Below are 25768 nucleotides of genomic sequence, written 5' to 3'. Positions count from 1 at the left end.
AGGCGGGATGCTGGATCATTTGGGCGGGAAGGAGAGCGAGAGTGAACGGCGCAAGATGATCGATGCGCTGGCACGCAGCGAGCATGATGTATTAGCACCCTTTCACAAATACCGACAAAATGCCTTGCTGGATGCAACCATCGCACTCATCAGTGGCGCATCACTGACGCTGACCAGCATCGGTCGTTATCTGCCCGGTGCGGTTCAGGTCAAAAATAAAATAAAACGCGTTGATCGCCTGCTGGGTAATAAATCACTACATCAGGATATTCCTCTGATTTTTAAAAGTATTATCTCAATGCTGACGAGTCAGTTGTCTCTGTGTGTTATTGCCGTTGACTGGAACGGCTACCCGTCTCAGGAATATCACGTTCTTCGAGCCAGTCTCCTGTGCGACGGGCGCTCAATCCCCTTGTTAAGCTGGATAGTCCCGTCAGAAAAACAACAGAACTCTCAGCTACAAAAGGCCTTCCTCAATGCTCTTGCCGAGGCCGTGAACCAGCAGGCCAGAGTCATCATTGTTACCGACGCAGGCTTTCAGAACTCCTGGTTCAGACATATCAAATCTCTCGGGTGGGACTTTATTGGCCGCATAAGAGGTACGGTAAAATTCAGGCTGCAAAAAACAGGCGAGTGCTGGTACCACGTGAGTGATATCAAGGCAGAAAGGCATCCGGCAATCAAAGCCAGTGCGAGGCCGGTATATCTTGGGGCTGGAACTCTGGGATGCACAGAATATGCTCGTTGCGATGGTCATTTTTATCTTCACAAGAAGCCATCTTGCGGACGTAAAAATAAGCATTCCCGATGCAGTATCTATCGTAAATCACAGGTACGAGATGCCTGCAGGGCGGCAAAAGAGCCATGACTTATCTTCAGTAGCACAGATGACTTCAAACAACGTGAACTTATGAAGTTATACAGCCGCCGTATGCAGATAGAGCAGAACTTCCGGGATGAGAAAAGTGAGCGCTTCGGGTTCGGCTTGCGTGCCAGTTACAGTCGTTAAGCCGGGCGCATACTGGTGTTGAGCCTGCTGGCGATGCTGAGCACAACAGTTCTTTGGATTATTGGTTATCATATTGAAAACAAAGTGTTACAATTTAGGTATCAGGCCAGCAGCATTAAATCACGGCGTGTTATCTCGTATCTGACGTTAGCGGAAAATGTCTTGCGACACTCCCCGCTAATTTTAAAGTGAACTGTGCTAAGCACCGTTCTTAATCGCCTCGCCAAAACCTACCGAAATATGGTGTTGGTTTATTAGCGCTGATTTATGGGGATCCCTCAGCGCTGGTGCTGGGCTTTCCCTTCATCCGGTTTTATGCGGGCACCCCGCTTGTCACCAAAAATAATATCGCCATCGGTATCCTGTGCATCATCGATTATCAGCCGTGCACTTTGAGCCGTCATGAGCGGGATCGGCTGGAAGCCCTCGGCGCCATGGTCACCGTGTTCATGCAGGAAACTCACCGGCTGGGGCTTATCGATCCCGTGACCCTGTTACCCAACCGGCAGCGGCTGTATGATGAACTGGCGGAGCTGGATGAGCGCGAGCCGCGCTATGGGCTGGCGCTGGTGGAAACCACCGACGTCGTCCGTCTTTATGATACAGCGAAAGCGTTCGGGAGCGCGGCGGTAGAGGCGCGCATTCTGGCGGTGGCGCCGCGCATGCGGGAGGCTCTGAGATCGCGTTATCATCTCTACAGCGTGGCGTTCGGCCGGTTTGCCATTCTTTATGACGAGGCGGACACCGCCGATCTTCTGAACAACATCCGCCGTTTGCGCAAGGAGCTGAACATGGGTTTAACCAGCTTCGATACGGCGATCCGCCGCCAGTCGCAGCAAATATTGCGCGAGTGCATGAGCGCGCTACATGACGCCGTGAGCAGGGCGTCATGCGCTATCAGCCCGACAACGACCTGTCGCAACAGCGGCTGACGACCATTGTGCAGGACTTGACCAAGCGCATCTCGTCGGCCGCAGGATTTGCCATTTATTATCAACTGAAACTGAATCTGCGTACAGGCATGATTGAGAGCGCTGAGGCGCTAAAACATATGGCGCTTTGGCGCGAGCAGGGCCTGCCGCTGGCGGTGTCGGTCAACGTCTCTGTGCAGGATCTTTGCAGCGAACGTTTCCTGCGGCTGATGCGTGAACTGAAAAAAACTTACCCGCAGGCGGCGGCGCAACTGGAGCTGGAATGCCTGGAAACGCAGGAAATTTTGCACAACGAACGGGCATTGATCCACCTTGACGCGCTTAAACGCGAAGGGTACCGTATCGCCATTGACGATTTCGGCGCCGGTTACAGTAATCTTGGCTATTTGATTACCATGCCGGCGGACGTTATCAAGATCGCTCGCTGATAAGCAATATAATGGTCGATGCGCGTAACCGGATGATATTAACCTATCTCATCAAGATGCTGCATGATCTGCACTATCAGGTGATCGCTGAAGGCGTCGAAGATCAGGCAACCTTTGATGAAGTGGCCGCGCTGGGATTTGACGGCGCACAGGGTTTTATATCTCCCGCCCGCTGCCGCTGGCGGCGTTTGGTCAGTTTATGGCAACGGTAGGGCAGCCGTGGCGGAGGGAGACAGACACGGCGGCACCGCTCTAAGCACCCGCGTCTTTCTGTGTCAACGGTCGACGCCGTCGGGCGACGATGCGCGGGCCGCGGTGGCCAAAAGCGTCGCCACACGCTCTTCCGATAAGGCTTTGGAGAATAAGGGACCCTGAGCTCATTGCAGCCGACCTGCGCCAGCGCGGCACGTTTTTCTTCGCTGTCCACGCCGCGGGCGGTGACCGACACGCCCATGGCGTGGCCCAGACGAATGACCGATTCGACGATGGTCGCGGCATTGTCGTCCTGGCCCATATGTTGAATAAACGAGGGGTCGATTTTGATTTTATCCACCGGAAATTGATTGAGATGCCGAATACTGGCGTAGCGGACGCCAAAATTCTCTACGGTAATTTTAAACCCGTTAGCCCGCAGCGATTGCAGAATGCCGAGGGAGTAAGTGTCTTGATTAAATAATACGCTTTCGTTAACGCCAAGTTCGATGCGCGACGGGTCGCATTGCTGCGATTGAAGAATCGCCGCGACGCGTTCCACGAAATCCGGGCTATAAAAATGCACCGGTGTGATGCTCTCCGCGATAAATCGTTCCGGCCACTGCTGGGCGATGCGTCAGGATTGGGTCAGCATCCATTCTCCCAGGGCAATGCCTAACCCGCTCTCCTCGGCGATCAGCAACAACTACGATGATGATAAATAGCGATACTGCGGGTGCTGCCAGCGTAATTGCGCCTCGAACCCGACTACCTGTACCCCGGTAATATCCACCTGCGGCAGAAAATGCAGCGACAACGCGTCTTGCAGGCGTAGCGCGGCACGGAGATCGCGCACGACCGCCTCACGGGCACGTAACGACTCGTCCAATGATTGCTCGAACCACTGGAAGCCGTCGCGGTCGCGGGCCTTGGCGGCGTACAGGGCGATTATTCAACAGTCAATGTTTCCTGTCGCGCCAAAGCGGGCGCCGGTCGTAGTAGTGTCACACCCCTTAGGCTAGAAGAGGCTAACCGTTTAAGCCAGTTTTGTTCGCCTGAGCCTTTGGCCACCATGGCGAACCGGCGCGTTGCCACGCCGGTGGCTCTGTCGCTCATCGCGCTGGAAGCGGCGCGACCAAGGCCGCGCCTGCGCGCTGTGGCGCTAGGGGGTCACCAGGTACTCCAACGCCAGCACCATCAGGAAGCTCACTACCCCCAGCAGCGCCAGAAAGGCAATAGCGGCGAAAGTCCCGGCGGTGTTCAACCGCGAGTTGGCCTGGAGCAAATAGGCTCCCAGTCCGCCGCTGGTAGAGGCTGTCCACTCACCGATAACCGCACCTGTAAAACGCTGAAGGTGGCTGACAGCTTCAGGCCGAGAACAGCGGCGTATAAGTGGCCGGCAGTTTGACATGGCGAAAAACGCCGAGCCGGCTGCCGCCCATGGCGCGCACCAGATTCAGACTATCTTTGTCGACGGAGCCAAGTCCGCCAGAATGTGCGCCCAGGTCAGCGCCGGCGAGGGGAGAACATAGGGCGGAATGTCCCACAAACTAGGGCGGGATGTCCCACAAACGGACCGCTGTGCCCCAGATAGCGACAACCAGCAGCAGGGCGAGGAGCGGCCCGTCTACCGCAATTACTCCCTTAGGCAGGTTTTTCATGCGTTGCAGACTCCGTGGTCGCGTCGTGATAAATCATGGAGAGGATTTGACCCTTCAGCGCGATAAAGCGCGGGTTGGTCAGCGTGACGACGGAACACGGTCGCGGCAAGGGCACCGGCAATTGGGCGCCAATACGGCCCGGTCGCGGCGTCATGACTACTACCCGATCCGCCAGCATGATGGCTTCGTCGATGTCATGGGTAATAAACACCACCGTACGGCGCTGCTCTGACCATACCTGCAATAACCACTGCTGCATGGCGAGGCGGGTTTGTACATCCAGCGCGCCGAACGGTTCATCGAGCAGCATGATATCGTGCTCCATCGCCAGAGTACGCATCAACGCCACCCGCTGGAGCATGCCGACGGACAGCGCGGCGGGGTAGTGGTTGATAAACTCCCCCAGGCCGTAACGCCTGGCCAGAGCGACACCCTGCGCGCGCTATGCCAGACTGGCGCCGCCGTTGACCGTGGCACCCAGCACAATGTTGTCGATGACCGTCTTCCAGGGGAGCAGCAGATCCTTTTGCAGCATATAGCCTACGTGACCGCTGCTGCCGGTCACGTCATGACCGTCTATCAGGACCTGGCCGCTGTCGGGGGCCAATACGCCCGAAATGACATTAAACAGCGTACTTTTACCGCAGCTGGAGGGGTCGACGAGGCAAATAAATTCCCCTTGCTGCACTTCCAGGTCCGTTGGTGCAAGAGCGGTGAGCGCGCCGAAACGGCGGCTGATCTGGCGTAAGGCTAATTTCACAGCGGACATCAACAGCCTCTTTCAGTGAAGCGCCGGCAATAACAGCCCGGCGCTAGATACAGGTTGGCGCAGTGGTTGCCGCCGCGACCCGGACAACAGATTAACTCGGTGGCGGTAAACATGCAGCATAACGTCATTTTTGTTAACGGCACAGTTCGCCGGTCGTTCCCATGCCCGGGGGCAGAGGCGGCTCAGGGCGTAATACGCTGCCCGTGGCGGCGATTGCACTTGCGCTATGTTGACTTATAATGGCGCATAGAGTTCCATTTTATACGGCCTTTCATGGCGGTATTTGGCGTTAATTTTGCGCCTTATTTGTCACATTATTTCCCATTATAACAGAACTTGGCGCGTTGCCGGAGGTTGACCCCGCACGAGCGCCGCACAATGAGGGATGCCGCGCCGGTTGTCCGCGCGGTATAATCAGTAATCGTTTCGCCCAATGCCAAAGTCACCTTTGGTGTGATTGCCCTGTTTTGTCCTGGCCGAGCCAAATGTCACGCGCATTTCCCCTGTCCGGTCATCTCGCCGCAATCGTAGCCTCATTACCCGCAGGAGAAAAAATGTCCAGTGTTTATCCCGTTTCACGTCCACGCCGTTTGCGCCGTACCCCTGCTTTGCGCGCTCTGTTCCAGGAAACCGAGGTACGGCTAAGCGATCTGGTACTGCCGATATTCGTCGAGGAGGAGGTCAGCGACTATGTGCCGGTGTCCGTCATGCCGGGCGTGGTCAGGATACCGGAAGCACGCCTGGCTTTTGAAATCGAGCGCTATGCCAAAGCCGGCATTCAATCTGTCATGACCTTCGGCATTTCCCATCACCTGGACGATACAGGTAGCGATACCTGGCAGGAGAATGGCTTGGTCGCGCGCATGGCGCGCATTTGTAAAGACACGGCGCCGGAAATGATTGTCATGTCCGACACCTGCTTTTGCGAATATACCACCCACGGTCATTGCGGCGTGGTGCACGATAACGGGGTCGACAATGACGCCACACTTGTGAATTTGGGGCGTCAGGCGGTAGCGGCAGCGCGCGCCGGTGCGGATTTTATTGCCCCGTCGGCGGCGATGGACGGGCAGGTGCAGGCGATACGCGCCGCGCTGGACGGCGCCGGCTTCACCGACACCGCCGTGATGGCGTATTCCACCAAGTTTGCCTCGGCCTTTTATGGTCCGTTTCGCGAAGCCGGGGGCACTGCCCTGAAGGGTAACCGCAAAACCTATCAAATGAACCCGATGAACCGCCGCGAAGCGATACGGGAGTCGCTGTTGGATGAGCAGGAGGGGGCCGATGCACTGATGGTAAAGCCGGCCGGCGCTTTTTTGGACACCATCCGCGATATCCGCGAGGCGGCCCATTTGCCGCTGGCGGCGTATCAAGTAAGCGGCGAATACGCGATGATCAAATTTGCCGCTGCCGCCGGCGCCATTGACGAACGCCAAATCGTGCGCGAAACCCTGGGCGCAATCAAGCGTGCCGGGGCGGATATTATTCTCAGCTATTTCACCCTGGATATTGCCGAACAGGGTTTTTAATCCGTCAGTGTCCGGCGCGGTAACGTTTTACGGTGCCGCGCCGTCTGGCTTGCCTTCGCCTGCGGTATGGGGTTTGGCGGTAGCGAGAGAGAGAAAAAGCGTTCCATGTCTTGCTCAATGGACAAACTCTGCTTAAATAAAGCTGTATCGGCGGCAACGACGCACCGATAATTACGAGTCAAATCGGTTACTCCCCCCGGCGCGTAACAATCCATTCGGCGTATTCTTTGTTTTTACCAGGCGAAAAGTATCGTTCACTTCATCATGTTCGAGGATGATTATGAGTAAGACGCTTTTGGCTGTCGGCTGTTTGGCGGGCGTTTTCTGCTGTTATTCGGCGCGTGCCGCCGAAGCCACCGGTACGATAAACGCGACGCTTACCCTGACCAACGGTTGTTTAATTAACGGTGACCCAGCCACCACTAACGCCAATTTCGGCAATCTGGATTTCGGCACCCATGCCGCGACGTTCGACACCCTTGAGGCGACCATGAGCGGCGCCATCGGCGACGGTATCCGCGTGCGCTGCTCGGATGGCGCCGTATCCTATATTGTGCAGATAACCGGCAGCAGCAATCCCGCCCCGTCCAACACCCCGTATGGTACCGTGACCGCCAACGCGCATTACATGACGTTGATGACCGATCCGACGCAGGCGGTGGCCTATACCCTGTACAACGGCCGGCTTTACCTCCGCTATCGCCAACGGCACCAACCTGACCGCCGCATCGACATCGAATCCGGTTAACGGCTAAATTTATCCGATTTATGGCCGTATCACCGGGGGAGGCAATAGCACCAGCATTCCTGCCGGCACCTATGCGGATGTGATCAATGTGCAGGCCACCTATTAAATTTTGCGTCAGGGCATGGGGCAAAAGCGCATTAACAGGACGTCGGTGGACTGATGGAGCTTGTGGCTGATGCTGGCTAGCATGACGACGCTCAAGATAGCGGCGTTGCCCAACCAGAGCTTTCAGGTCGCGGCGACGGTGGTTGCCGGTTGTCTGATTAACGGCGGTCCTAGCATAGGCAAACTGGATTTCGGCAGCCAGGCTGGCAGCGACAGACAGCTTTTTACCGCGAGCATGGTACAGAATACGGCGTTTTCGCTGGCCTGTTCGCCGGGCACCACGCTAAGCATGCGTATCGATGGCGGCAGCCATTATACGAGCCAGCGTAACTTACAGCGTGTCGGCGGCACTCAGCTTATCGGCTACCGGCTATATACCGATGCCGGTCTTACCCCCGCCAACGCCATACCGGTGGGGCAGGACGTGTCGCTCTCCTACAGCGATGCCAATCATATTGTACTGCCGGTTTACGGCGCGCTGCAATTGTCGGGCATGTCACTGTCGGGGACCTATACCGATACCCTGACGGTGACGGTGACGTTGACATGGTAAAAGGCGCCGCGCGCCGGCACGGCGGTGATGAGTGACCGACGGCGAGGGCGGGAAATGCGGTTCTCATTGCTGCTGTTCGTTTACGGTGAGCGGGCCGCGCCTGAGACGCCGGCGAACCGTTGTTAAGCTGGCGGGTGATCGAGGAGGGCGGCAAGGCGTTTTTGGAGGTCACCAACCGCGGACCTGTGCATGCGCGGCTCAGCCAGGCGCAATTTGACCATCATCGTTTAAGCGACGGGCTCTTCGGCTATGTCCTGTCCCACGCGAGCTATCGTTGGCCGCTGAAGGGAACCCTGGCCCGCGGCCAGCAGTTGGAATTCCAGCTGGACAACCGCGATCGCCTCTGGCGTAGCGGCGCGCAGCAAGCGCAGTGAAGATGCGCGGCTGCCGGTCCAGCCTGTTCCCGCTATTGATCCTGCCGTCGGGCATCGGCGCCGCGGGCGCCGACACGCTGCCCCTGGACGTTCTGCCGCCGCCCCCAGCGCGGCCGAGGCCAGTCGGCGTCAGCAATACCCTTTAGGACTTATTGTCAATCAGGCGGACAACGGACTCATCGTCCCGGTCACTTTTTCGCATGGGCATTATCTGCTGCGCGCCCAGGATCTGCGCCAGGCCGGTTTGCCGGCGGAGAAGTTGACTGCCGACTGGGTCGATGTCTCGGCCATCCCGGACGTGCAGGCGCACTTGGACACACAACGACAACAGTTGCAGCTTAGTGTACCGCCGGGCTGGCTGCCGGCGCAGGCGTTTTCCCACAAACACCTTGAACCGCGCTATACCGCCAGCACCAGCACGGTGCTGAATTACGATCTCTATACCACCCGTTTTTACAACGGTGCGCTGCGCACGTCCGCCTGGAATGAATGGCGCGTGTTTGGCGACTTTGGCTATATCAGCCATGATGGCGTCGTACAGAGCAGCCTGAGCGGCGCCAGCAGCACCCGCAATGGCTATATCCGTTACGACACCGCCTGGTCCAATGAAAATGAAGATGACGCCTTGAGCTGGACCGTGGGGGATCTGATCACCGGGTCGGTCTCCTGGAGCAGTAGCTTCAGGGTCGGCGGCGTGCAGATCGCCCGGGATTTTGCCTTGCAGCCGTACCTGGTCACTTACCCGTTGCCGTCATTTAGCGGGTCGGCGGTGGTGCCGACCACCGTCGATATGTTCGTTAACGGTTTTAAAACCAACAGCGAGTCGATACAACCCGGACCTTGGTCGCTGAATAATCTGCCGTTCGTCAACGGCGCCGGCGATGCGGTAATCGTCACCACCGACGCGCTCGGGCGGCAGGTGGTGACCACACTGCCGTTTTACGTTTCCAGCACTATGCTGGAAACGGGACTGGCGGATTTTTCTTTTTCCGCCGGCGTGCTGGTGGTGGTGAATCACTCCTGGAGCCATAGTCTGTGGCAGGGGGAGCAGGGGGATCAATACGGCTTCGGCTATCGCTATAACAATCGCATGTTTAGCATCGGTACGCAGCATATCCTACGTAGCGCCCGGTTTGGCAATCTGGCGATTTATGATAACGGCGATAACGCTTTGCTTCGCGATACGCGCTGGAGTCTCAGCCGCCGCAGTGAACAATACAACGCCACGTTGTCGCTGGCGCGCTACGGCAGCCTGGGCGTGGCCTATGTTGCCATTCGCAGCGACCAGGGTGAGCGGACGAAACTGTGGAATCTGTCGTGGAGTAAATCATTATGGGGTGACGCCAGCCTGTTTGTCTCCGGCAGCTATGCGCCGCTACAGGCGGGATGGAGCGGGGCGCTGGCTCTTATCGTTCTGTTTGGCGCGCTGTCCAATGCAAGCGTTGGGGGGGAGCGATCCCCTGCGGCGGCATGGCGCAGAGGCTCACCCTGTCCAGCGCCATGCCGTCCGATGGCGGTATCAGTTGGGATCTCGCCTACGCCCGTCAACGGCGCGCCGCGGATTACCGGCAGGGGATGATCGGCTGGCGCAATCCGCTGATGGAAATTGATGGTGGTATTTACGGCTACGGTGAAGAAAACACCGTCTGGAACGATCTCAGCGGTGCTCTGGTGCTGATGGATGGGCAATGGTTCGCCGCAAATCAGTTAAATAATAGCTTCGCGCTGGTGAAAACCGGTTACCAATGTGGAAGTGAGTTATGAAAATCAGCCGGCGGGGGTCACCAACGCCCAAGGCTATCTGCTGGTGCCGGGCGTTAGCGCTTATTATCCGGCTAAATATGCAATCAACACTCTCGATTTACCGCCGGAAATCACCGCCTCCCGGGTAGAACAGTGTTTGACCATTCGCCGACAGAGTGGCTATAACGTTAATTTTGGCGTGCAGAAGCTTCGCGCCGCCTTGGTTATTCTGCACTACTGTCAGGGCCAGCCGACGGAGGTTGTCAGCTGGGATGGCCAGGCGTGGCTGGATAATCTTAGCGACGAAAACCTCATCACGGTGCAAACGCCGGATGGATGGTGCTGTCAGGCGCGGCTGACGCTGCCCGGCGGCGTGGTGTATGCGTTGAAAACCTACGGGCCCGTGCGCTGCCCGCTGAATGAACCTGCATCAGGAGCGCCCCATGACTAAACCCGACCTGCGATTCTGGCTACTTTTGCCGTTGATGATGGGGGGGGGCGCGGCGAACGCTGCCTGCTCGTTGCCCGCCAGCAGCGCCAATCTCGGCAGCATGACATCGTTTGTGCTTAACAATCAGGCCAGCACCATGACCGGCGAGGTGCACGTTAACTGTGGCGCCGGCAGTATCGCCTCGCTGCTCTCGTCCAACTACATCCGCTTGCAATTGACCGGTGCCAGCCAGGTCGCCGGGGGACGAGCGGTGCTGCAAAACAGCTGCGACGGTGTGCCGGTACAGCTTTGTACCTCGGCGAATTGCGTAACCGAACTAAGCGTGGGCGGCAGCGGCGTTACCTACGGATCGCAGGAGTTGATCAATCTGGTGGGCATCTAGCGGGATATTGAACGTGCTGACGCAATATAATATCTGCACCAGTATCGGCGTCGGGGGACGTGTTTGCCTGCCGGCATGCAGGCCGGCCGGTAGTGGTGCCGATGAGCGTAACGCTTGTCGTCACCAACGATTGCATCGCCATTACCGCGCCGAACCTCAATTTCGGCAGCGCGCCGCTGGTCGCCAGTTTTAACTATGTCACCAGGGCATCAGCGTCACCTGTACCAAAGGTAGCAGCTACACGGTGGGCTTTAGCAACGGCGCTCATGTGGTAGGCAATGTGCGCAACATGGCCAATGGCAGCCAACGGCTGAGTTATGAAATCTACCAGGCCAACGGCAACACGCGCTGGGGCAGCAGCGGCGCAGAGCGCGTGGCCAGCACCGCCGCCGTCAGCGTGACCAGCGATGGGTTGACGCTGATGTTCAACTACGTGGCAAAAATCGTCAAAACACAAACGACACCGCCGACGGGAATTTACACCGATAGCGTGATGATCGACCTGGCTTTTTAACCAGAGCGGTGGGGAGGTAACACCCGGGAACGACGGCTTTACAGAACTTGAAAAATTTATCTTTATAACGCTAAATCAGACAGTTGATGGCCCAGGAACCCGATTGGCCGGCGCGTATCGCTTGAGGATTGCATGACGCGCCGGTTTCAATGCGCTGATACCGCGCATTCTGACGTAGCTGGGGTCGTTTGGCGTCACGGTGTTTTTTATGATTACCGGCTATCTGTTCTGGCGCACAAGGCCCTGGCGCACGGCGTGGGAGATACGGCGGTATTTTACCGCCGGCGGTTGTACCGCTTGTTACCGATGTACCTTATAGCGGTGGCGGGGGTGTATTTATTATCCTCCGCTGTCGGTTTCACCGCCAATATGGACGGTGGCTATCTGCTGCGATCGCTGGCGTCCTGGTTGTCGTTTGGCTTTATCAGCGGCATGACGCTTACTGACGGCAAACCCGGCTGGCTTATTTTGTGTGGGGTATTCTGGACGCTGGCCATCGAGGTGAAGTTTTATCTGCTGTTCCCTCTGCTGGCGATGTTCGCCCGGCAACGCCTGCGCGGAATGGTTGCGCTCGGGGCGCCGTCATCCTGTTGCTATTGCTGCATTGGGTGCAGGAGATCACGGCGGTGCAGTACAGTATTCTGTTCGCCTTCATGGGCGGCATGTTGACCGCTACATTACACATCTGCCCGGGCTTTAACGCCGAGACGACGGTGCTGCTTAAAAGGCCGGTCTGGAAACAGGGGCTCTCGGCGGTGGCGAGCGTCGGCCTGAGTTTTTACCTGTTTGACTTTGCTTACACGGGCCTGTCGGTATTGCTGATTGCGGTCTTTTTCCTTATCACCGCCAGCGGTAATGACCTGTTCGGTCTGCTGCGCTGCCCATCGTTTCGCTTCGCCGGCGTCATAAGCTACAGCAGCTATCTGTTACACGGGCTAATGTTGACCATCAGTTTCCGCTGGTTATATCCACATTGGGGGCCGTTTATCGCCTTGGCTGCGGCCTTTGTGGCGGTTTTTATCGTCAGCGCCCTGACGTTCGTCAAAATCGAGGCGCCGTTTATGCAGTTGGCACATGGCCGACCCCGCGCGCGCAAGTCGGGACGGGGAGGCGGTCGCGCTAAGTGCCGCCGGCGGGATCAACGGCTGTGGCACCAATAGGCCATCAGGCTAAGGGTTTCCCGCTGCAGGCCGCAGCTATGGATCAAATATCGGCGAAGGGCTTTTACACCTGAGGATTCGCAGGCAATCCAGCCGTAGAACGCCGAATGAGCCGGCGCGGCGCTTTCCCACATTTGCTCCAGCTCCGGCCGCAGAATGCCCTGCGCCGCTTCATCCTGAGTACGCGGCGCATCGTCGGGGATCTGAAGCCGGGTCTGTAGCGCCGCCAGCAACGACTGGCCATAGGGCTGATGGGGCTGCTCTTCACGCGGCAGCCAATGGATTTTGGCGAAGGTATAATGATCGAGGGCTTGGACATCGGTGCAGAGCGGTACTTCAAAAAAAGCCTGAACCTGCGGCGGCGATGCCTGCGCCGACAAGGATTCCAGAATGCTCAGCGCCGCGGGCAGCGCGGTTTCATCCGCCACCAGCAGTACCTGGCGCACCCCGTCAGGAGGCAACCATTCAAACCCGCTGCCATTGCCGTCGAAGGCGGCATTGGGCGCGATGAGTTGCAAGCGATCGCCGATGCGGGCGTGGTTGACCCAGCGCGAAGCCGGACCGTTATCACCGTTCCGAACAAAGTCGATATCCAGCTCACCCTGGGCGGGACGCACATTGCGCAGGGTGTAGGTGCGCATCGGCGGGCGACGTTCGGCGGGCAGGGCCAGCCAGGCGGGATACCATCCGCCGTTATCCACCAGACAGGGCGGTTCGCCACCGGCCAGCGGCAGCACCACCTTGATGCGTTGATCGGGCGCATGGCGGGCCATGTTCGCGACGTCTTCGCTGTAAAAAACACAATGTTGCAGTGACGGGGTCATCGCAACACTTTCTTTTAGCGTCACGTCAAAAATCTTATAGCTGGATGGTCCTGATGACACCTGTCGCTCTTTTATTCGCCTGGCGTGTACTCCTGCTGATTGCGCGCAACTGTATAGCTAATAGGAATAATTCTCGATTTCATTCAACACTCAAGCCCGCGCAGCGGCGGCCGGTGTTCGCACGGTGCGGCAGAGGAAAACGCACAAGCCTGGCCAGGTCTGACGCTAAGTGTATTTTTAACTTACTTTAGCGAAAAATTTAATTTCACACCCCTAAACACCCGCACTATGGTACCAGTGAATCACTATCGCCGCGACCCGAAGCCAAGGCCGGCGGCAGGGTGATCGCGGCCACGCCGCTGCTGCGATCCGGGCCCTGCGGCGCTGGTAAAAACGCCGGATATGACTTGCATGCCCGCGCTCCGGCGCGATAGGACACCGTGGTAAGTAAAGGAGCAATATGGCGATTATCCCACTCGACACCGCAAAAAAACACGCCGGCCGGCCACGACGAGCCGAAGCGCCTGCTGGCCGGTAATGCCAGCCTCGACGCTCTGCGGGACTCGACCCGTCTGATGTTTCAGGATGCGCGGCTGCTGCCCTGGAAAACGGTGCGCGATAACGTGGGATTGGGGCTTAAAGGCGACTGGCGCCGGAAGGCTGATGAGGCGCTGGCGGCGGTCGGGCTGGATCGCCGTGGTTCCGAGTGGCCGGCGGCGCTGTCCGGTAGTCAAAAGCAGAGGGTGGCGTTAGCACGGGCGTTGATTCACCGGCCGTCGCTACTGCTGTTGGATGAGCCCCTAGGTGCGTTGGATGCGCTCACGCGCATCGAGATGTAGGTGTTAATCGAATCGCTATGGTGCCAGCACGGTTTTACCGTCCTGCTGGTGACCCACGATGTCAGCGAGGCGGTAGCGTGGTATTGATCGAAGAGGGGCGCATTGCGCTGGATGTCGTGGTGGACGTCCAGCGTCCGCAGCGGCGCGGTAATGCCCGGTTGTCGGGGCTGGAGGCGGAAGTCCTCGGGCCGATATTGTACCCCGCCGGCCAGCCGCCCGTCGTGCGGTACGCCCAGGGAGTGTAGAGGCCTTGCCGCCCTAAGCGGCGGCCGGTAGCGGTTATTTGGCGTTGATCCGTAGCGTGACGGGGCGTTGCCGGCCCAGATGCCAGGCCGCCAGACTGGCCGCCAGCGACAGCGCCACCAGCGGCGCCAGCGCGTAGGTAAAACTGCCGGTCGCGGTGCGAATCGTGCCAATAAGCCAGGTGCCGGCAAAGACCCCCAGATTATTTAATGCGTTAATTTGGCCTATCGCCACGGCCGCGCTGTGGGCCGGCAACTGCTCGGTGGCCATGGCCCAAAACGGTCCTTTAATCATCGAGGCGGCGATGATCGCCACGCACAACACAGCGATGGTCGGACCAAGCGTTGTCACCCACATCGTGCCCGCCAGTCCGGCGGCGCCCAACAGCAGCGGCAGGCAGGTATGCCAGGTCCGTTCACGATGTTTATCCGAATGGGCGCCCCACCAATACATCGCAACGCTTGCGATGGCGAACGGGATGGCGTTGAGTAGCCCGATTTTCATGGTGGACATATGAAAGCTCTTGATCATTTGCGGCTGCCACAGCGACAGGCCGTTGGTCACCGCGGTTCCCCCCATATACACCAGCGTCAACAGCAACACGTGCTTATTGAACAGCTGACGCCATAGAGGCACCTGAGGTACATCCGCCACCGCCGCCGCGTCGGGCTCAGTCAGTTCCCGGGTCAGCCAGTCGCGTTGCGCCGCCGTCAGCCAGCGGGCGGATTGCACATCGCGCGGCAAAATCAGCAGTGCCAGCAGGCCGAGCGCCACCGCCGGCAGCCCTTCGATAATAAACAGCCAGTGCCAGCCGCGCAGGTGCAGGATGCCATCGGTTAACAGCAGGGCGGCGGAGAGGGGCGAGCCGAGTACACTGCTCAGCGGCAGCGCCATCATCAGGACAGCGACCATCCGTCCGCGCACGGTCTTGGGAAACCACAGGGTAAAAAAGTAAATGACGCCGGGGAAGAAACCCGCTTCGGCGATCCCCAGTAAAAAGCGCAGAATGTAGAACGACCAAGGCCCCTGCACCAGCGCCATTCCGCTAGAAACCACGCCCCAGGCCACCATCACCAGCGATAACCAGCGGCGGGCGCCTACCTTAACCATCATCACGTTGCAGGGCACGGCGAAAAAGCAGTAGGCAACAAAAAAGAGTCCGGCGCCAAGACCGAAGGCCGCGTCGGACAGACCTACATCATCGTTCATTTGCAGGGCGGCAAAGCCCACATTCACGCGATCCAGCGACGCCATAAAATAACCCAGGGTCAATAAGGGCATTAGCCGCAGCGCGACTTTTCGCAGGGTAGTGGTTTCAAGCTTGTTCACATTTTCCATCGTCATCGTTTCCGTCATCGGGGCGGCTTGCGCCGGGAATGTCCATCAGCCAGCGCGCGATGAGCGCGGCAATAGCGTGATTGTTAAGCTCCATCATCAGCATATGGAAATTCCCCAGCAGACTCGCCTGGGGAAGATCCAGAACATCTACCCGCACACCGCGGGCCGAGAGTTGGGCAAAATAGGCGTCGGTACGTGCCCTGATTTGCGGCCAGCGGGCGTCGTAGTGCAAGTTATCGCCATACACCAACAACAGCGGAATATCGGTAAGCGCCGCCAGAGCCTCCTCGCCGCCGCCCTGCGCGGGTTCGATGTCGACTATGGCTTTGACCCTGTCCGGGCGGAGGGCGGCGGCGCGTAGCGCGAATGCTGTGCCCTGGGAATGGGCGATGATGATCTGTGGATCTATCCGGTCCAGCAGCCAGCAATAGGCGGCGAGGATCAGATCATCCGTCGTGGCCCAGCGCGGCATCACTTGGCACATAAAGTGCTCGAAAGCGGCAAGCGGGAATTGGCAATGGGGATAGGCGGCGGCCTGGAGGGCGTCGGGTGTCGCGCGCTGTACGCGGGAACCGATGCTAAATTGGCAGAAACTGTCCTCGGCGGTGCGCAAAATTGCCGGAGAGGAGAAATGCGGATCGCGTGGCGCCCAACCGGCCCGACCGCGCTCGACGGCGTCGACGTTATACACCGGACAGCCGTGGCGCAGGAAATAATGCAGCCAGCCTTCGCGGCCGTCCGGAGTGGTTTCCCACATCGCGCCGGTGAGCGAGCCGCCATGCCAAAAGCTTAACGGCAGGCTATGCGTCGCCGCGGCCGGCAGGAAATACTGCCCCCAGGCCTGGCCTACGCTTGTGGTACCGTTAGGGTCGATACTGACCGGTACGCCGCCGGGCGCCAGCACATAGTCGCTGACATCAGCGCCGGCGACGGTGTGCGGCGGCGCGCCAAGATAAAACGATCCCATTTCCCGCAGGGTATAAGCGGCCGATAACGTCATCTTGTCTGTCATATCATCCATTGAGAGTGTGCCAGCTCGCGGCAATGGCGCGGCGGGCGGTAAGCAGATGAGGAAGATGTGACATTGTCATGCCTTCCGGCAGACGGTCGGGCCGCCGAGCGTCAACGAGGCAAAGACCTCGCTCCCGGCGTTAAACAGCGGCACGCTCAGACCGGTTACGTTCTCCAGGCGTTCGCCGCGCGACAGCCACCAACCCTCGCGTCGAATAAAGTCCAGGGCGTCACGCAGCCGCGGTTGGGCGGCGAGCGGCGTAGACTGCTCAATCAAGCGCGCACGCTCTCCGCCACCTGCACGCACAGCGCCTGTTCATTATCCAGTACGGTAAACCAGTCGGTTTCGCCGCTAACGTCCGCCAACGCACGGAGTTCGCGGGCGATAATATCGTCCAGGCGCAGCCGTGAGCGGAAAATCTGGCCGTATTCCCAAAACCGTGCCCCCGGTTCGTAACGCTTGCTATGCAGACACTGTTGCAAAAACCGCCGTTGCGAAAGGTTGCCAGCGCCCGCTGCACCACGGAGGGGGACAGTCCGCTGTACTGACTCAGTTCGCGTACGCCCCAGACCGGCCGCTCAAGGCTGAAGGTGTCGAGTATACGCAGTGCATTGCGCAACGATTTCATGCGTTTCCCCACTGTCGCGCTATAAGGAACACTATTTCTGTTTTGATGTCCACATGACGTTTGTAACCGTTTTATTGCGTAAAAGTCAATATTAAGTAATTATTTTTATTCAAATCTATGATGTTTTTCACATTACGCCGGGAAGGTAAGGCGGGCGGCGGCACGGGGCGTCTCCGCCACGACGCAAAAGGGAATGTGACGGAGGTGACGAAGCATCGGATAGGTTGAAGTAGAGCCAGGAGAGGGGCCAAGGGAAAGTCGCCGCGCAAGCGAGTGAGTTCGCGGTGGTGTTTTGAGGCGTGGCGGCGGCACATCTTTCCCGCCGCTGCAAGTACGTCGGCCCGCCGCCGGTCGCGACCAACGCGACGCCCCGGGCTGTTATCCCGCAAGCCGCTAGTCGCCGGCTGGCCGTTGCACTGTCAGCTCAGACGAGCGCGATGGCTGGCGCTGGCCTGGGGCCGACGGCGGTCTGCTCACCGTACCAGCACGATCTTGCCGCGGGTGGCGCCCTGTTCCAGCAGCGTATGCGCCTGGCGCAGGTTATCCAGATTGATACCGTCAAAGCGGCGGGTCAGGGTGGTGAGTATCACGCCCTGGTCCACCAGCTCGGCTACCCGCCGTAGCAGAGTATGTTGCCGTTCCTGCGTCGCAGTGTGATACAGGGAACGGGTAAACATCAGCTCCCAGTGCACGCTAAGGGACTTACTTTTGAACGGGACAATATCAAACTGCTGTGGATCGTCAATCAGGGCCAGCTGCCCCTCCGGCGCCAGCACCTAGATAATCTGCGGAATATAGCTTGCGGTGTGATTCAAACCAATGACATTGTTGACATGGGTGATGCCCTGTTGCGTAAGCTGCGGCGCCCAGAGTTGGCTATGATCAATGACCGCATGCGCCCCTTGATCCCGTACCCAGCGGCGCGTTTCGTCCTGTGAGGGCGCGGGCCAGTTGCAGCAAGATGGAGCCGACGCCGTCGGCGGCGCCGATTACCAACAGAGCGCCCGGCGCGGTGGGATCCTGCTGGTGCACCTTCAGACGGTCGAACAACAACTTGCGTGAATGCAGCCTGTCACACTCTTCGCACAGCAGGCCGATGGCGCAGATGCCTATCTGCAAATGTTCAGAAATGGCGCCTTCGTAAAACCGATTGGCCTGTCCGGGTAATTTAATTTCCCCGTGCAGCGGCTTATCGGAAACGCACAACAGCGTGCCGTAGGGCACGCGGAAACGATAACCCTGTGCCGAAATCGTGGCACGTTCCATATCTACCGCCACCGCGTGGCTAAGATTGAAACGCAGCGCCGAGGCGGAATAGTGCAGTTCCCAATTGCGATCATCGGTGGTGACCACGGTACGGGTACGCAGCCGTAGCTTGGCCTCTTCGCCGGGCATGCCGCTGACTGTTTTGGTGGTGTCAAACAGCGCACGCTGGACTTCGGCAATACTGGGAGTCGGGATATCCGGCGGCAACACGGCATCCAGCACATGATCATCGCGCAGGTAGGCGTGCGCCAGCACGTAGTCGCCAATGGTCTGACTTTCGCGCAGCCCGCCGCAATGCCCGATCATCAGCCAGGCATGCAGGCGGCAGTACCGAGAGATGATGGCAAATCGTCTTGGCGTTGGAGGGGTCGACGCCGATATTGACCATCGTAATGCCCTGAACGTGGCGGTCGATCAGATGATAAGCGGGCATTTGATGGTTTTTCCAGGCCAGATCCGACACTTCATCTTCCACCGGCCCGGCGTCGCCGGTTAACAGATTGCCGCCGGCGCACGACAGGGCGACATACGGACTGTCCGGGTCGTCAATCTGCTAGCGCGCCCAAACGCTGTGGTCGCCGATGCCGGTGGTCACCTCATAACCCCAGGCATGAAGTTGTTCCGCTACCAGCGCCGCGGTGGCTTGTTCTTCATTGGACAGCTCCGGATGTTGATGCAAATGCCGACGCAGCGTGATCATGGTTTCATGCAGCGGGGCCAGGTCAGCGACTTCAGTTAATTTCAACTTGCTATTCATTACTATAGGTGTTTAGCAGGCGATAAGGTGTTTTGAGTTTACCATTTCCCTTCGGGGGAACACATCATTAAGTGCAGGAAAGCGCGTGACTTTCCCGACCCCGACGCCATGCCCGCTCCGATACGCCCACGCCAGCGTTCGCTGCGGCGCCGCACCTGAGCCGGTCCGGGCGCTTACTCGCCATTGGACTGTTATCGGGTAACCCCCGGGCGATAACGCCATCATCGCGATAAAGGTTGTCTGTAACGCTCGGGCGATGACGCCATCGTCGCGATCAAGGGTTATCGGGCAACGCATAGGCGATGACATAATCACCACGATCCGGCGACTGACGCGCGCCGCCGGCGGAAATGATGATATATTGCCTGCCGGTCGTCGGCGACACATAGGTTATCGGGCCGGCCTGGCTGCCCACCGGCAAACGGGCGCGCCACACCACCTTGCCGTTCGCGGTATCAAACGCGCGCAGATAATAATCCTGCGTACCGGCAAAGAACAGCAGGCCGGACTGGGTGACCAGGCTGGGGCCTAGCGTCGGCATACCCACCGCCATCGGCAGGTGCATTTTGATACCGAGCGGCCCCGTATCCTGCACCGTCCCCACCGGCACTTGCCACACCAGCTTACCGTCGGTTAAATCCACCGCCGACATGGTGCCGAACGGTGGTTTTTGACAGGGAATACCGAGCGGCGACAGAAAACGCTCACGCACCGCGCCATAGGGAGTGCCCGCCTGCGGCACTAGCCCCATTTCGATCCCGCTGGCCTCCTGGGGTACCTTGTCGCGTTCGACCAGGGCGTTCGCCAGACCCAGGCGCATATCGTTGACGAAGATGAGCGCATTATGAGGATCCAGCGCGACGCTGCCCCTGTTCATGTCGCCCAGCGAGCCGGGGAACTACAACGCGCGATCGCGTCCCGGCGGGGTGTACACGCCCTGATGGCGCATGCCTCTAAAAGCGATTCGGCACAGCAGCTGGTCGAGGGGCGTGGCGCCCCACATGTCCGCTTCGGTCAAGGTCTGGTTACCCATATTGGCCATGCCGACGGAAAAAGGTTGCGTGGGGGCGTAACGCTCGCCAGGCGTGTTGCCCACGGGCACGGCGCTCTCTTCCACCTTCACCACCGGCTCACCTGTTACGCGGTTGAGCATGAAAATCATCCCCTGCTTGCTGGTTTGTACCAGCACCGGCGTGGTGCCGCAGGCGCCGTCCGGCAAATCTTACAGCAGCGGCTGTGCGGGAAGATCGAAGTCCCACAAATCGTGGTGCGTGGTCTGAAAGTGCCAGCGGACCCTCCGGTCGACGCATCGACCGCCACAACCGATGAACTGTATTTATCGTCCAGCGCGCTGCGTCCGCCGCCGAAAAAGTCCGGCGTGGCGTTGCCGGTGGGCAGATAAATCAGATTGAGCTTTGAATCAAAGGACATGGCCGCCCAGACGTTGGGCGTGCCGCGCATATAGGTCGCGCCCGGCGGCTCGCCGGTGGCAAAGTTATCCGCCACACGGCCGCCCACCACCACCACCCGATCGCCCGCCACCAGCGGAGCAGAGGTTTGCTGGTAATAGCCGGGTTTGATTTCGCCCATGCCGATGGTGAGATCCACGGTGCCGCCGTTGCCGAAGTCGGCGGCGTCGGGATCACGGCTTCAGGAGCAATGGTGGCTGTAACGTCGCTGGGCGGTGGTTGGCCGTAGCCGCGGGCGTCGGGGCAACGACGAGGGGCATTGCGGCGTTGGCTGTGGCGTCGGGTGCTCGCAGTTCGTCCGTTGCCGCAGCCGGGTTGGCGTCAGGGGCGTGGGATACAGACGCGGCGGGGGGCGCCTGCGCGGCCGCAGCGTCGTCGGAGTAATAGCCAAGACCGCGGCAGCGCTGCCAGTTGGGCGCGCTGGCCAACGGATCGAAACGCCAACGCGTTTTGCCGCTGTCGGCCGACAGGGCCAGTACTTTACCGTAGGCGGTGCAGACATACAGCGTATCACCCACCTGCAGCGGGGTGTTTTGGTCTTCCACGCCGGCCGTCATTGCTGAGGGGGATGTCGCCGGTATGCGCTACCCACGCCACTTGCAGGTGTTTTACATTGGCTTTGGTAATTCTGGTCCAGCGCGGCGAAACGATCGCCGGCGGTGGTGTTGCCCCAATGAAGCCAATTTTTCTGCTCGGCGCCCGGTGGCACGGGGTAGACCGGTACCGCCTGCCGCGTGCTGACTATCGGCGTCGGTACCAGGGTATACCCCAGACTGGCGGTCAGGCAGAGTGCCAGCAGGGCCAATACGCCGAACATATAAAGCCGCGAGAACAGCGGCCAAAAGCTGAGCCCCGCCTCCCAGACGGCCCAGCACAGTGTCAGCAGGAACGCCAGCGCATAGACCCAGGCACCCGCCGGCTGCAAACCGATGAGAAGGCCCCCGGCCACCGTCGGCATCAGTCCCATAAACAGAAAATACCGACTGCCGCCCTGCGTGGCTAGATAGCCTCCCCCCGCCGTCAGGGCAAGACCGATTAATGCCATCAGTCCCCCCCCCCAGCGGCCGCACGAAATAGACGGCGCCCGGCCGTTTGCGCGTTATCTTTGTCATAGCCTGTTCCTGCTTATCAATGCCGATGCCTGCGGCAGAGGCAGGGCCAACGACAGGGAAAAGGATCGTCAATGCAATAGCCGTCAATGGTGCGCTCGGTTCAGGTGTAGCAAAGATGAACAGTCACGGGCGTCGGGGAAGGCGCCCCGGGCGTGCCCCGTGGCTCAGGCCAATGACGGGGCACGCCCGATAGGTATTATTGGAATATATAAGCGAGCGAAACGCCACCGCCCCAGTTTCTGCCCGCCGCCGGTTCAAAATAGCGGCCGTTTCTTTCATTGGCGATGACCGACCCCGCATAGCGGCGGTCAAACAGGTTATCCACCCGGCCGTACACGTCCATCAGCCAGTTGCCCAATATGTAACGGTAACGGTATCCAGCGCGGTGACGGTATAGGCTGGCGCCTGCTGGCTATTTTCATCATCGACTTCAATATCGCTCATGTAACGCACTTCCATGCCGCATACCAGCCTTCGGGAGGGGACCAGGCCAGCGAGGCATAACCCATATTGAGGGCGATGCCGGGCAGGCGATTACCGTCGGCGATTGCATCGCCCTCGCTACAGTCGCTGCTGCCGCAAGCGCGGGTGCGGTAGGTCACATCCAGCAACGTCCACGCCAGACGCAGTTGGATATCGTCGGCGAACTGCTGATCCATCGACAGTTCCAGACCACGACGGCGGATTTTGCCGGCATTGGTATAGCTGGTGCGGCCGTTGCTGCTGTCCGCGACCACGATTTCATTCTCGGTGTCGGTCTGGAATAACGCGACGCTCGCCAGCCTACTGCCGATGCGCGCTTTACTGCCGACCTCTATATATTGCTGGTGGAAGGTTTTAGCGCGTAATTCAGGCCCGGCTGGCCGTCGGGCCGGTAGGAGAGTTCGTTGATAGTGGGGGGTTCAAATCCCCGGCCGGCGGACAGATACGCATCCCAGCTATCAGTGACAGTGTAACTTAATGATCCTACCGGCAGCCAGCGATGATAGCGGGCGTTGCCGCTATCATCACCGTTGTCGGCGGTAATGTAGCGATCGTCGGAGTCGAACTGGATGTGGCTGAAACGTACCCCTGCATTCAGCGTTAGCCGCGAGGTCAGAGACCAGACGCTTTGCAAATACGGGTCGAGATTCCACATCAGGTTACGTTCATTGCGCCGCAGATTGCCCTGGGTACCGAGCTCGGTGACGCCATTGTTCAGGGTATAGTTTTCATAGCCTTTGCGCTGCTCGGTCATCGTTTCGTAATCTAGGCCGCCGGTCAGCGTAAGAGGCACGGCGCCGAGTGCCCCGCGGTGCGTCCAGCGGGTATCGATGCCTTGATAATGACGCGTTAAATCAATAACGCCGCCGGTGTGCAGCGGGTTGGCCTGGGTTGCGACCGGTATCGCCTGATATTGGGTGGTGTCGCGTTCGCCGGTATACATCATTACGCTCAGGTCGTCATTATCGCTCATCTGCCGCTGATAACGCAGGCCGGCCTGCGTCTGGGTCAGGGTTTTGCGGGTATTGAACTGTTAGGCGCGGGTGGCCTGACGGGGATTGTCATGCCACTGATCCTCGGTCAAACCGCCGGGATCGTTGGCGGTGATATCCACGGCGTTGAATAACAGGGTCAGGGTTCTGACATCGTCAATGCGCACTCCGAGCTTGGCGTTGGCAAGGTTTTTGCGCGCATCACTGTGATCGCGATAGCCGTGGGTGGTAAAGCGGGTGGTCGAGACCGCGTAGTTGACATCGCCGGCCTGTGAGCCATCGCCGACGGCGCCAGTGGCCTTCACGCCATAGCGCCAACTATCGTAGCTGCCGGTATACAGGCCCGCTTCTATCTTGTCCGGCTGGCTGCCGGTGACGGTCTCCACTTTAACGACGTCGCCGGAAGCATTACCGTACAGCGCGGAGAACGGACCGCGCAGTACCTCTACCTTGTCGACGCTGCTAAGATCGATATTCGACGTCTGGCCTTGGCCATCCGGCATGGTCGCCGGAATGCCGTCGACATAGATACGCACGCCATACATCGAGCGGGCGCCAAACCTGCGCACCGACAGTTTCAGGTCCTGGGCATAATTTTGCTGGTTCTGAATTTGCAGGCCCGTTACGCTGCCCATACTTTCCGATAAATTGACTTGCGGCTTGGCCTGGCGGAAATCCTCACCCGTAAGCACGCTAAGGGCGGCGGGCGTGGTTAGCTCGGCTAAGCCGGTCCGCGGCGCGGTAACGATCAGCGTCTGCGAGGGTGCGTCGTGGGTCTTTTCCGTTGGTGTCGTCGCCGGCGTCTCGGCGGTGCTGCGGCCCGGTAATGTTAAGGAAAAGCAGACCAACGTAGATGATAACCAGAGACGGGGTGAGGTGTTTATTACTTGGTTTGTCATTATGATTTGGCCAGTAGGCCAGATACCTGTTAAATCCATTTTAACGAATAGTAATACGCCTATCACATTATTGAAAAGTATAAATGACATTAACCTTCCCCTGGGACGGCTATTAACCACCGCTCAGGGGCGGCGAGCTGACGTTTTTCCGGCCGCTCGGGAAGGCCTGATGTTGTCCGACAATGCGCCCGCTGTCGTTATTGCAGGCGGCGCGAGCGACGGCCTTCATGAGCACGGCGCGGGTGGAGATGCGGAGCCCGGCTAGGAGCTTATTCTTTGTTGCCCGCCTCGCTATAGTCTTTACGCTTCGACATCTGACCGATGCCGGGATTAAAATAATTACACGGATCGAGCTGTTGATAGAAGCGCCGCAGCGGCGGCGCGGGGTAAAGATGACCGACGTTGTGCTCGGCGGTAAATGCTCAAACCAGTCTTCATCATTGCGCCGCAAAGCGATGAAAAAACGCTTTTTTTCCTTCCTCCTCGGTGCAGGCGAAGAACTCGCCCTCATGCTCGGAGAAATAGTCGCTGAGGAAAGCCTGCGCCTCCGACACCCCCTCCGCGCTGACTTTGAGCAACAAATGATGTTCATAACGGTCCCGATACGCCTGCATGCGCGCCGGCAGGGGATCAGGCAGTAGGCGGCTAAAGAACTGCAACAGCCGATCGCCGCAGTGCGGCGGTAAAAAAGGCAGCCATTCCGCCAGTAAATCAAAGCGGTTTTTCAGCGCAAACAACGCCGGCAGGCGCGCCGTGCCCAACCAGTGGATCAGAAAAAAGGTATCTTTGCCGTAGCGGGCGGCAATATCATAAGTGTCGCGGTGTAGATACTCGCCGGAGAGGGGCAGATGGGTAAACCGGCTTAAGATGTGGCGCCGGATAGCGGTCAGTACCGAGGTCTGGTTGGTGCCTATATAAAACACCCGCGTGCCGCGGGCCATGGGAAAGGTATCCAGCCGTACGGCAAAGACCATCACTTTGCCGGCAGACCCCGAAGCCTCAAACAGCGTGCCGGGATCGGCATTGAACCGGGCGGGGGTAGGCTCATCGATATGGCGGACATGGTCGGTGTAACCTTTGTCGGAGCCGTCGCCGGTATCATAGCGAATGTCCTGCTCGTCGTACTCGTCCCGATCCAGGCGGGACAGCAGAGTTTCTTCATCCCCCGCCAGGGTAACGCTCAAGTGATTTATGCCCTCGGCATCGACGCGGGTAAACACGGATAATTGCGTATAGGCCGGCCCGCGCTGCACCAGGGCGCCGCCGGAATTATTGCACACGCCGCCGAAAACCGAGGCGCCGATACAACTGGAGCCTATCACCGAATGCGGCTCGCGTCGTTGATAAGCCTGATTT

General features: G+C 59.0%; 25 protein-coding genes and 9 pseudogenes. 16 read left to right on the top strand and 18 right to left on the bottom strand.

What is annotated here, in order from left to right; genetic code table 11:
* The first annotated feature begins 55 nt into the window (after window positions 1–55).
* The 3 genes and pseudogenes from SGP1_RS13695 (at window position 56) to SGP1_RS13685 (ending at window position 2581) form a co-directional block, all read left to right on the top strand.
* Window positions 56–1267: pseudogene (locus SGP1_RS13695) on the top strand (IS4 family transposase).
* A 29-nt stretch (window positions 1268–1296) separates the two neighbouring features.
* Window positions 1297–1941: a diguanylate cyclase gene (locus SGP1_RS13690; protein WP_011411352.1), complete on the top strand. Its 645-nt coding sequence runs from the start codon at window positions 1297–1299 to the stop codon at window positions 1939–1941.
* Window positions 1899–2581, top strand: a pseudogene (locus tag SGP1_RS13685) (EAL domain-containing protein). The gene SGP1_RS13690 and the pseudogene SGP1_RS13685 overlap by 43 nt, the downstream one beginning before the upstream one ends.
* Here the strand turns inward: SGP1_RS13685 and SGP1_RS27640 are convergent.
* The 5 genes and pseudogenes from SGP1_RS27640 to SGP1_RS35705 form a co-directional block, all read right to left on the bottom strand.
* The gene (locus SGP1_RS27640) at window positions 2473–3147 is read right to left on the bottom strand and encodes an EAL domain-containing protein (RefSeq protein ID WP_158302396.1); all 675 of its coding nucleotides are present in this window, start codon (window positions 3145–3147) and stop codon (window positions 2473–2475) included. The pseudogene SGP1_RS13685 and the gene SGP1_RS27640 overlap by 109 nt on opposite strands.
* A 120-nt stretch (window positions 3148–3267) precedes the next feature.
* The gene (locus SGP1_RS36510; protein ID WP_050747666.1) at window positions 3268–3450 is read right to left on the bottom strand and encodes an EAL domain-containing protein; all 183 of its coding nucleotides are present in this window, start codon (window positions 3448–3450) and stop codon (window positions 3268–3270) included.
* A gap of 273 nt (window positions 3451–3723) precedes the next feature.
* On the bottom strand, window positions 3724–3846 hold the full coding sequence (locus SGP1_RS35180) for a hypothetical protein (protein WP_279379386.1): 123 nt from the start codon (window positions 3844–3846) through the stop codon (window positions 3724–3726).
* Window positions 3847–3928: 82 nt separating this feature from the next.
* A complete protein-coding gene (locus SGP1_RS33645; RefSeq protein ID WP_243466018.1) occupies window positions 3929–4108 on the bottom strand; it encodes a hypothetical protein in 180 nt (59 codons plus the stop codon).
* Window positions 4109–4205: 97 nt separating this feature from the next.
* A pseudogene (locus tag SGP1_RS35705) lies at window positions 4206–4991 on the bottom strand (ABC transporter ATP-binding protein).
* Between the two features lie 554 nt (window positions 4992–5545).
* Between SGP1_RS35705 and hemB the strand changes: the two are divergent.
* From hemB to SGP1_RS13625, 12 genes and pseudogenes are all read left to right on the top strand, one after another.
* Window positions 5546–6520 carry a porphobilinogen synthase gene (gene hemB / locus SGP1_RS13660; RefSeq protein ID WP_011411349.1) on the top strand — a complete coding sequence of 325 codons (975 nt, stop codon included), beginning with the start codon at window positions 5546–5548 and terminating at the stop codon, window positions 6518–6520.
* A gap of 280 nt (window positions 6521–6800) precedes the next feature.
* Window positions 6801–7374: pseudogene (locus SGP1_RS13655) on the top strand (Csu type fimbrial protein).
* Between the two features lie 69 nt (window positions 7375–7443).
* Window positions 7444–7926, top strand: a complete 483-nt coding sequence (locus SGP1_RS13650; RefSeq protein ID WP_050747664.1) for a Csu type fimbrial protein — start codon at window positions 7444–7446, stop codon at window positions 7924–7926.
* Between the two features lie 119 nt (window positions 7927–8045).
* Window positions 8046–8300, top strand: coding sequence for a hypothetical protein (locus SGP1_RS13645; protein ID WP_050747663.1), 255 nt, complete (start codon window positions 8046–8048; stop codon window positions 8298–8300).
* 259 nt (window positions 8301–8559) lie between these two features.
* Entirely contained in the window at window positions 8560–9879 is a 1320-nt protein-coding gene (locus SGP1_RS27625; protein ID WP_158302395.1) for a fimbria/pilus outer membrane usher protein, read from the top strand.
* Complete coding sequence (locus SGP1_RS27620) at window positions 9876–10064, top strand: hypothetical protein (RefSeq protein ID WP_050747660.1); 189 nt, start codon at window positions 9876–9878, stop codon at window positions 10062–10064. Before SGP1_RS27625 ends, SGP1_RS27620 begins: the two co-directional genes overlap by 4 nt.
* Entirely contained in the window at window positions 10054–10494 is a 441-nt protein-coding gene (locus SGP1_RS27615; protein WP_148203508.1) for a hypothetical protein, read from the top strand. Before SGP1_RS27620 ends, SGP1_RS27615 begins: the two co-directional genes overlap by 11 nt.
* On the top strand, window positions 10487–10876 hold the full coding sequence (locus SGP1_RS36505) for a hypothetical protein (protein WP_050747658.1): 390 nt from the start codon (window positions 10487–10489) through the stop codon (window positions 10874–10876). Before SGP1_RS27615 ends, SGP1_RS36505 begins: the two co-directional genes overlap by 8 nt.
* 13 nt (window positions 10877–10889) lie before the next feature.
* Entirely contained in the window at window positions 10890–11069 is a 180-nt protein-coding gene (locus SGP1_RS36500; protein WP_341538060.1) for a hypothetical protein, read from the top strand.
* Window positions 11070–11120: 51 nt separating this feature from the next.
* Window positions 11121–11390 (top strand): spore coat protein U domain-containing protein, encoded by a 270-nt coding sequence (locus SGP1_RS36495; RefSeq protein ID WP_050747657.1) that lies wholly within the window; start codon window positions 11121–11123, stop codon window positions 11388–11390.
* Window positions 11391–11645: 255 nt separating this feature from the next.
* On the top strand, window positions 11646–12059 hold the full coding sequence (locus tag SGP1_RS13630) for an acyltransferase family protein (protein WP_158302394.1): 414 nt from the start codon (window positions 11646–11648) through the stop codon (window positions 12057–12059).
* On the top strand, window positions 12017–12550 hold the full coding sequence (locus SGP1_RS13625; protein WP_148203507.1) for a hypothetical protein: 534 nt from the start codon (window positions 12017–12019) through the stop codon (window positions 12548–12550). Before SGP1_RS13630 ends, SGP1_RS13625 begins: the two co-directional genes overlap by 43 nt.
* Here the strand turns inward: SGP1_RS13625 and SGP1_RS13620 are convergent.
* Complete coding sequence (locus SGP1_RS13620) at window positions 12529–13434, bottom strand: siderophore-interacting protein (protein ID WP_011411346.1); 906 nt, start codon at window positions 13432–13434, stop codon at window positions 12529–12531. The two genes, SGP1_RS13625 and SGP1_RS13620, sit on opposite strands and share 22 nt — an antisense overlap.
* Before the next feature lie 440 nt (window positions 13435–13874).
* Here SGP1_RS13620 and SGP1_RS13615 point away from each other — a divergent pair.
* A pseudogene (locus SGP1_RS13615) lies at window positions 13875–14458 on the top strand (ATP-binding cassette domain-containing protein); the annotation flags it as partial.
* A 34-nt stretch (window positions 14459–14492) separates the two neighbouring features.
* Here SGP1_RS13615 and SGP1_RS13610 read toward each other — a convergent pair.
* The 12 genes and pseudogenes from SGP1_RS13610 to dld all read right to left on the bottom strand — a co-directional run bounded on the left by SGP1_RS13610 (window position 14493) and on the right by dld (window position 25734).
* Window positions 14493–15800 (bottom strand): MFS transporter, encoded by a 1308-nt coding sequence (locus SGP1_RS13610; protein ID WP_243466016.1) that lies wholly within the window; start codon window positions 15798–15800, stop codon window positions 14493–14495.
* Window positions 15772–16815: an alpha/beta fold hydrolase gene (locus SGP1_RS13605; protein ID WP_050747656.1), complete on the bottom strand. Its 1044-nt coding sequence runs from the start codon at window positions 16813–16815 to the stop codon at window positions 15772–15774. The genes SGP1_RS13610 and SGP1_RS13605 overlap by 29 nt, the downstream gene beginning before the upstream one ends.
* A 66-nt stretch (window positions 16816–16881) precedes the next feature.
* Entirely contained in the window at window positions 16882–17082 is a 201-nt protein-coding gene (locus SGP1_RS13600) for an IclR family transcriptional regulator domain-containing protein (protein WP_041867010.1), read from the bottom strand.
* Window positions 17079–17288, bottom strand: a complete 210-nt coding sequence (locus tag SGP1_RS33640) for a hypothetical protein (protein WP_041867009.1) — start codon at window positions 17286–17288, stop codon at window positions 17079–17081. The genes SGP1_RS13600 and SGP1_RS33640 overlap by 4 nt, the downstream gene beginning before the upstream one ends.
* A gap of 59 nt (window positions 17289–17347) precedes the next feature.
* Window positions 17348–17434 (bottom strand): annotated as a pseudogene (locus SGP1_RS36490) (hypothetical protein); the annotation flags it as partial.
* 473 nt (window positions 17435–17907) lie between these two features.
* Window positions 17908–18210, bottom strand: a complete 303-nt coding sequence (locus SGP1_RS24270; RefSeq protein WP_050747655.1) for a zinc-binding dehydrogenase — start codon at window positions 18208–18210, stop codon at window positions 17908–17910.
* A gap of 274 nt (window positions 18211–18484) precedes the next feature.
* Window positions 18485–19253 (bottom strand): annotated as a pseudogene (locus SGP1_RS13585) (AMP nucleosidase); the annotation flags it as partial.
* Window positions 19254–19445, bottom strand: coding sequence for a hypothetical protein (locus SGP1_RS27605; protein ID WP_158302393.1), 192 nt, complete (start codon window positions 19443–19445; stop codon window positions 19254–19256). It abuts the pseudogene before it with no gap.
* Between the two features lie 286 nt (window positions 19446–19731).
* Window positions 19732–21971 (bottom strand): annotated as a pseudogene (locus SGP1_RS36485) (PQQ-binding-like beta-propeller repeat protein).
* Between the two features lie 263 nt (window positions 21972–22234).
* Window positions 22235–24412 (bottom strand): annotated as a pseudogene (pqqU, locus tag SGP1_RS13565) (TonB-dependent receptor PqqU).
* A 269-nt stretch (window positions 24413–24681) separates the two neighbouring features.
* A complete protein-coding gene (locus SGP1_RS33620; protein WP_243466286.1) occupies window positions 24682–24786 on the bottom strand; it encodes a hypothetical protein in 105 nt (34 codons plus the stop codon).
* A gap of 63 nt (window positions 24787–24849) precedes the next feature.
* Window positions 24850–25734, bottom strand: a complete 885-nt coding sequence (dld, locus tag SGP1_RS27600; RefSeq protein ID WP_050747654.1) for a D-lactate dehydrogenase — start codon at window positions 25732–25734, stop codon at window positions 24850–24852.
* Window positions 25735–25768 lie beyond the last annotated feature (34 nt).

Origin of the sequence: Sodalis glossinidius str. 'morsitans', from assembly GCF_000010085.1 — a bacterium.
GTDB lineage: Bacteria > Pseudomonadota > Gammaproteobacteria > Enterobacterales > Enterobacteriaceae > Sodalis > Sodalis glossinidius.
This window is presented reverse-complemented; position numbering and strand designations above follow the sequence as displayed.

Excerpts from the sequence above, each read along its gene's own strand:
- SGP1_RS13650 (WP_050747664.1), top strand. The coding sequence starts at position 7,444 with ATGCTGGCTAGCATGACGACGCTCAAGATAGCGGCGTTGCCCAACCAG.
- SGP1_RS27620 (WP_050747660.1), top strand. The coding sequence starts at position 9,876 with ATGATCGGCTGGCGCAATCCGCTGATGGAAATTGATGGTGGTATTTAC.
- SGP1_RS13605 (WP_050747656.1), bottom strand. The coding sequence starts at position 16,815 with ATGGATGATATGACAGACAAGATGACGTTATCGGCCGCTTATACCCTG.
- SGP1_RS36505 (WP_050747658.1), top strand. The coding sequence starts at position 10,487 with ATGACTAAACCCGACCTGCGATTCTGGCTACTTTTGCCGTTGATGATG.
- hemB (WP_011411349.1), top strand. The coding sequence starts at position 5,546 with ATGTCCAGTGTTTATCCCGTTTCACGTCCACGCCGTTTGCGCCGTACC.
- SGP1_RS13610 (WP_243466016.1), bottom strand. The coding sequence starts at position 15,800 with ATGACGATGGAAAATGTGAACAAGCTTGAAACCACTACCCTGCGAAAA.